General features: G+C 54.2%; 6 protein-coding genes and 1 pseudogene. 4 read left to right on the plus strand and 3 right to left on the minus strand.

Annotated elements, in window-relative coordinates; all coding sequences use genetic code 11:
- The 4 genes and pseudogenes from OC605_RS27950 to OC605_RS27965 form a co-directional block, all read left to right on the plus strand.
- Window positions 1-1,075: RHS repeat domain-containing protein (locus tag OC605_RS27950; RefSeq protein ID WP_262140504.1), on the plus strand; the 1,075-nt coding region annotated here is incomplete at its 5' end.
- 453 nt (window positions 1,076-1,528) lie between these two features.
- Window positions 1,529-2,357 (plus strand): annotated as a pseudogene (locus tag OC605_RS27955) (type IV secretion protein Rhs); the annotation flags it as partial.
- Window positions 2,358-2,423: 66 nt separating this feature from the next.
- Window positions 2,424-2,921 (plus strand): hypothetical protein, encoded by a 498-nt coding sequence (locus OC605_RS27960; protein ID WP_262140506.1) that lies wholly within the window; start codon window positions 2,424-2,426, stop codon window positions 2,919-2,921.
- 157 nt (window positions 2,922-3,078) lie between these two features.
- Window positions 3,079-3,906, plus strand: a complete 828-nt coding sequence (locus OC605_RS27965) for a glycosyltransferase family 2 protein (RefSeq protein ID WP_262140507.1) — start codon at window positions 3,079-3,081, stop codon at window positions 3,904-3,906.
- Window positions 3,907-4,229: 323 nt separating this feature from the next.
- Here the strand turns inward: OC605_RS27965 and OC605_RS27970 are convergent, their stop codons facing one another.
- From OC605_RS27970 to OC605_RS27980, 3 genes are all read right to left on the minus strand, one after another.
- Window positions 4,230-4,814 (minus strand): hypothetical protein, encoded by a 585-nt coding sequence (locus OC605_RS27970; protein WP_262140505.1) that lies wholly within the window; start codon window positions 4,812-4,814, stop codon window positions 4,230-4,232.
- Window positions 4,815-4,900: 86 nt separating this feature from the next.
- Window positions 4,901-5,101, minus strand: a complete 201-nt coding sequence (locus tag OC605_RS27975; RefSeq protein ID WP_186565404.1) for a hypothetical protein — start codon at window positions 5,099-5,101, stop codon at window positions 4,901-4,903.
- A gap of 11 nt (window positions 5,102-5,112) precedes the next feature.
- On the minus strand, window positions 5,113-5,355 hold the full coding sequence (locus OC605_RS27980) for a hypothetical protein (protein WP_016774112.1): 243 nt from the start codon (window positions 5,353-5,355) through the stop codon (window positions 5,113-5,115).
- Window positions 5,356-5,758 lie beyond the last annotated feature (403 nt).

Genomic DNA, 5,758 nt, shown 5'->3' on the forward strand with positions numbered 1-5,758 from the left:
CGGCAACCTGATCCGAGAGCGTCGCGGCACCGGCCAGAAGCTCGTCACCGAGTACCGCTACGACTGCCAGCACCGCCTGATCGGCGTCAGCCTGCCGGGTGGCAGCACCGCATCCTACAAATACGACGCCTTCGGCCGCCGCATCGAGAAAACCGTCGACGGCCACACCACTGAATTTCTCTGGCAAGGCGAGCGATTGATCGCCGAAAGCGCAGAAAATCGCTATCGCAGCTACATCTACGAACCGGGCAGCTTCCGCCCGTTGGCCATGCTCGACGGCGAAGGCCCATTAAAAGCGGCTCCCTTCTACTACCAACTCGACCACCTCGGCACTCCGCAAGAGCTCACCGACTACAGCGGCGAAATCATGTGGTCCGCGAGGTACCGAGCGTACGGCAACCTCGCTGCGCTGGATGTCAGCGAAATCGATAATCCGCTGCGCTTCCAAGGTCAGTATTTCGACGCGGAGACAGGCTTACATTACAACCGTCACCGCTACTACAATCCGGGAACTGGACGGTTTTTGACGCCCGATCCGATCAAGCTTGCGGGTGGGTTGAATAGCTACCAGTACGTGACGAACCCTACGGGGTGGGTGGATCCGTTGGGGCTGAACGGGTGCCCGCCAGATGGAGATGGAAAAGGAAGTCCAACGACAACGACTGGAAATGCAAAGGTCGATACCAAAGAACCGCTTCCACCGGATGTGGACTGGTCAAGTCCTAGCGTCAAAAGAGCCTCTGCACAACTTGACCAAGGCGCTAAGGACGTTACGGTAAACAGTCGAGCGGAAGCTGAAGAATTGTTTAGAGGAAAATATGTAGGGCAAGGATATAGAAATGCTGAAGAATTTAACTCCGTAACAGCCAAGGATTACTTCCAAACACCTCAAGGAAAAGAATCCTATTACCACTGGGATGACACTCCAGTGTCTGATATTGAAACTCGGAAGGTTTACATGGCCAATCACAGCCCTACCGACCCACATGCTGCCATGCCACATTTACAACTGCACCCTAAAGACGGAAAAGTAATTCGAATCTACTGGCCAAACTCATTTGCAGGTCAAAAATGACAGAACAAAAGAAAATTCCTCGGAGTGTATGGCATGGACTCGACGGAGCGAGCTACGACAACATTGCACAGGAACTCCCCTCAGAAGACCCATTGCTACGAAGATGGGCCTCAATATATGCAATTTACAAGTACAAATTTTCGAACGACCCATATCAATATTATGAATTTATTCACAAATCAAAAAATTCAAAATATGCATTAATAATATTCACTATACCTAGCGAGATAATCGATACAAACGATGGCATTGACGATCGCGACATCAACATTTCCGACCTACACACAATGAATTCTGAAGAGGAGATCTATACAACCCTAGGAAAACTAGGAATAGACTCAGAATCATTCACACCTCCATGGCGGTGCGAATACCCGCTTTAATAATGATCGATGGGCGGCATTGAATTAAATCTAGACTGCTTTTGGATTTTGATCGGTGACTGCCTATCGCGGGCAACTCAGCAGCGGCGACCTCAACGGCTCGCGCCTGACCAGCCAACAGTTCAGCGCCGGTCGCGAGCAACAACGCCAACAAGGCTTGCTGCTCAGCCAATGCCAATACGATGAACAAGGACAACTGCATGTTCACAGCGTCAGTCAGCGGGACAAATACCTGTTCCAGCGTCGCTACAACTACGACGCCAACGGCAACCTCGCCGGTATTAACGACAGCCGCAAAGGCAGCCGCAGCTTTCACTACGATCCACTGGATCGGCTGATCAGCGTACGCGGCGCTATGCCGGAGAGCTTCGCCCAGGACCCGGCAGGCAACCTCCTCGGCCAGAATGACCTGCCCGCAGCCAACCTCGCCGACGTATAAGGTAATCGCCTGCTGATGCAAGGCGACCGCCACTACGACTACCACGCCTACGGCAACCTGATCCGCGAACGTCGCGGCACCGGCCAAAGGCTCGTCACCGAATACCGCTACGACTGCCAACACCGCTTGATCGGCGTCAGCCTGCCGGGAGGCAGCATCGAAATTTATAAATATGACGCTTTCGGCCGTCGCATCGAGAAAACAGTCGACGGCCGCACCACCGAGTTCCCTTGGCAAGGCGAACGCCTGATCGCCGAAAGCGCCGAGAACCGCTACCGCAGCTACATTTACGAACCGGGCACCTTCCGCCCGTTGGCGCTGCTCGACGGCGAAGGCCCGTGGAAAGCCGGCTCGTCTACTACCAACTCAAGCACGTCGGTGTCCCTCAAGGACTCATCTGCTACACCGGCAAGATCATGTGGTCGTGAAGTACCCGGCCTACAATAATCTCGCGACGCTGTACTCAGCGAACTCGCTAGCATCGCTAGAAAAAAATAAACCAGGGAATTTGAGACTGAGGACCCAAATGAATACCCGTCAGATAACGCTTGCCAATCGATGGACCGCAACCTTTCATAACATCGGCGAGTTTCGCATGGGCGTCGAGGGCTGGGGCTTGCTTCTACAGGGTCCGGATAACCGGACGATCAAATACTTCGCAGACCAGATTGTTCTAGCGAACGACGAGGACGGCAACCAGGCCAACACCTGCATCCTGCTCTCGGTCGATGGTGTTTACGGCTGTTTGCATACGGCCGTAGACGGCGACTGGGTGATCGATTTTGAGCGAGGGATGATTGCTCCTCATCGAGTAACGATTCGCCACCATCACGACGCTTACGACGAGACCCTTGCGCTGTACGAGCAGCCCGCCTTCAAACGTGCGCGCCAGTACATCAGTGTTGTCGGAAAACACATCTATCTGACCTTTCCGCTAACCAGAGATGAGGATTTTCCCAATTTGTGGGAGGAATACTTGGCAATCCGCAAGCGCCAACTGGATGAGCTTTACTTCGCAACCTGATGAACGCATGGCTACATCCGGTACGCATCCCAACCGTTTTACGTCCTCACACTTCTCCAGTGTCCGACCCTGCCAAATTAAGCTTCACCTAAGCTTCCCCCGCTAGCATCCCGGCTCATCAACCTGTCGTCTTGAGCCGTGGATGAGTCCCTCCGACATGAAAGCCTTCAATCTACCCTCCCAGCCGCAATCCAACTTCAGCCTCGTCCTGGTAAATTACAAAACCCCGGACATTACCCGCATGTGTCTGGAGCTGTTGCGCGAGCATGTTCAGGCGCAGGGCATTGCAGTGTGGGTGGTGGACAACGATTCGGCGGATGCCAGCCTCGATTATTTGCGTTCGCTGGACTGGATCAATCTGATCGAGCGGCCGTCGCCGGGCAAGGAAATGGGGCATATTGCCCATGGCAAGGCGTTGGATCTGGCCTTGGCGAAAGTTGAGACCGATTACTTGTTTCTGCTGCACACCGACACCTTTGTCTACGACATGGAAGTGTTCGCGATGATGATGCGCGAATGCACGAAAAGTGCGGACATGGCGGCGGTCGGTTGTGTTGAGCAACTTGATCGTGGGTTACTGCGTGATACCTGGCGTTTAACTTCGCGGTTCTGCAAACATCATGTTCGTCGGCTAAAAGTTCATTTCGGCCTGCGTTCGAAACCGCCACGCCCGTATAAAGAAACGCATCTGAAAAGTTTCTGCACGCTGTGGAATGCGCGTTTGATGAAGTCGCTGGGTTTGCACTTCTGCATGGATGAGGAGGTGCCGGGTTACACGCTTCAGGATCGAATGGTCGGGTTGGGCTATGGCGTCAGATTCCTCTCGCCGCGGAAGATCTTCCGCTACCTTGATCACATCCAGGCCGGTACCGTCGCGGCTGCGGGCACGTATGGCAAGGATCATCGCCGGACAAAAATGTACCAGCAGACCCTCAAACGCTTGCAGGGGCAGCACGGCAAAGCCGGCATGCAAGCTTCGACTTGATCGAAAACAATAAAAAAGGGCGACTGCAAAGTCGCCCTTTTTGTTTGCAGATTCTGTATACAACTTTTGCAAGTAGTGGAGTTCGCCCAGTGTAATGGCCTGGCAATCCATGCACCGGTAAAGAGCCCTGACACTGGGCGAACGCCGAGGATTTTAATTCAAACAAGTGGACATGTCGTCATGGGGAAACATGAAATTTTTGAACTGAAAAGTTAAAAACTGTGTTTTACCGATTTTCCCCGGGAATTGTCTTACAAAAAACTTTATATGATTGCTCTCATACATAAAGTTGTACAAGAGCAATAAACTTGTAGAGCTAATACTCAACTATCGTGCTGACTGGTCACTTTCAGGATATCGGTATAAGTGACAATAACGCTCTGCCCTACTTTCAGATCCTTCAACTTGGCCTGAATCTCCGGCTTCTTCACATCGAGCGTCTTCGATTGACCGGACGGATTCTGGAGAGTGACCTGATTGGTCTTCAAATCGATTTTGCTGATTTTCAGCTGCACCTGAACCTGACGATAAGCCTCGCCGCCAGGGTTATCGCTGCCCGGAGCCTTGCGCAGTTCGCCGGTACGTTCGGTGGTGCCTGGGAGACCTTTATCCACATCCGTATCGAGATAAGCGGCGACAGATCGCTGCACCTCGATCGTCACCGAATCGCCAACTTTAAGTTTGGCGAGGTTTTTCGCTTTGTCGCTGAGCTGAACGTGGACCTGACGTCCCTCGGGGCCTTCCAGCACGACCTGGTGATTGGCCGGGTCGACGGCGAGCACTTTGGTGGTAACGGAATCGGCCTCAACGACGGCGGATAACGGAATGTCGGCAGCCAGAGCGCCGAAACTCGTGACAGAAAGCAGCGTTGCGAGGGTAATGGACTTGGCCAGAGCGTCGAGCTTCATATGCATTACTTTCCCTGTGATGAAATGGCGACGCCCGCCACCGAAACGACTTCAGCGGCGGGCGTGCCAGTGAGCATAGACGCTGTTCAGGGCTTGACTTGGGTTTGTGGCCCTCGGGTGTGTGGCTTGGCGGTCTCTTGCGCGGTGGATTCGCCACTCGGCGTGCCCTTGCCGCTGTCCTGCCGCTGCTTGGGATCGGTCGGGCGCAGGGCGTCGTTGTCACGCTCGGTTTCGCCGGCCGGGCGTGGTTCGTCGGGATTGTCGTTATGGTTGCTGGTGGTATTCATGGCAGGAGTCCTCAGGCTTCGGGATCGTCGAGTTCGCGGGCGACGTTGACCTCGGGTGACTGCTTGTGCAGATCATCGGCTTTGGCGCGCAACAACTGCCATTGCTCAAGATCAATCGCGCCTTGGCCGAGCAGGTCATCGGCGATGCGCTGCAGATCGAAATAGTGAGCGTCGGGCGATTGCTGCCATAGGGTCTGATCGTCGAACAGGCGTTGCCAGGTGTTGAGGTCCGGGAGTTGCACGTCGTCGCTCATGAGTGAGTCCGAAAATGGCGGGTTTCTGGGTAGAGCCTATTGGCGAAGGGAGAGTTCCGAGCGGTTTGATTAGTGGCGACCTTGCTGACGCCATCGCTGGCAAGCCAACTCCCACAGGGATTGGGGTTAAGCTGTTAATCATCGGTGTCTTTGAGATAGCCATAGCGAGCAGGCTCGCTCCTACAAGAGCAAGAGCAAGAGCAAGAGCAAAAGCAAAAGCAAAAGCAAAAGATCGCAGCCTTCGGCAGCTCCTACAGTTCCACGTTCACCTATAGGCCGAGTGTCAGCTCGCCTGCTCTTGATCTTGATCCACCGGCGACGTCGGAAGGCTGAGTGGAGGGATTGATCCGGGCGTGGGAGCGCAGCGACCGTCTGGCGAAGCCAGACACAGCGGAAGGAGGTG

The organism is Pseudomonas sp. Marseille-Q5117 (genome assembly GCF_946901175.1).
In the GTDB taxonomy this organism is placed as follows: domain Bacteria; phylum Pseudomonadota; class Gammaproteobacteria; order Pseudomonadales; family Pseudomonadaceae; genus Aquipseudomonas; species Aquipseudomonas iranensis.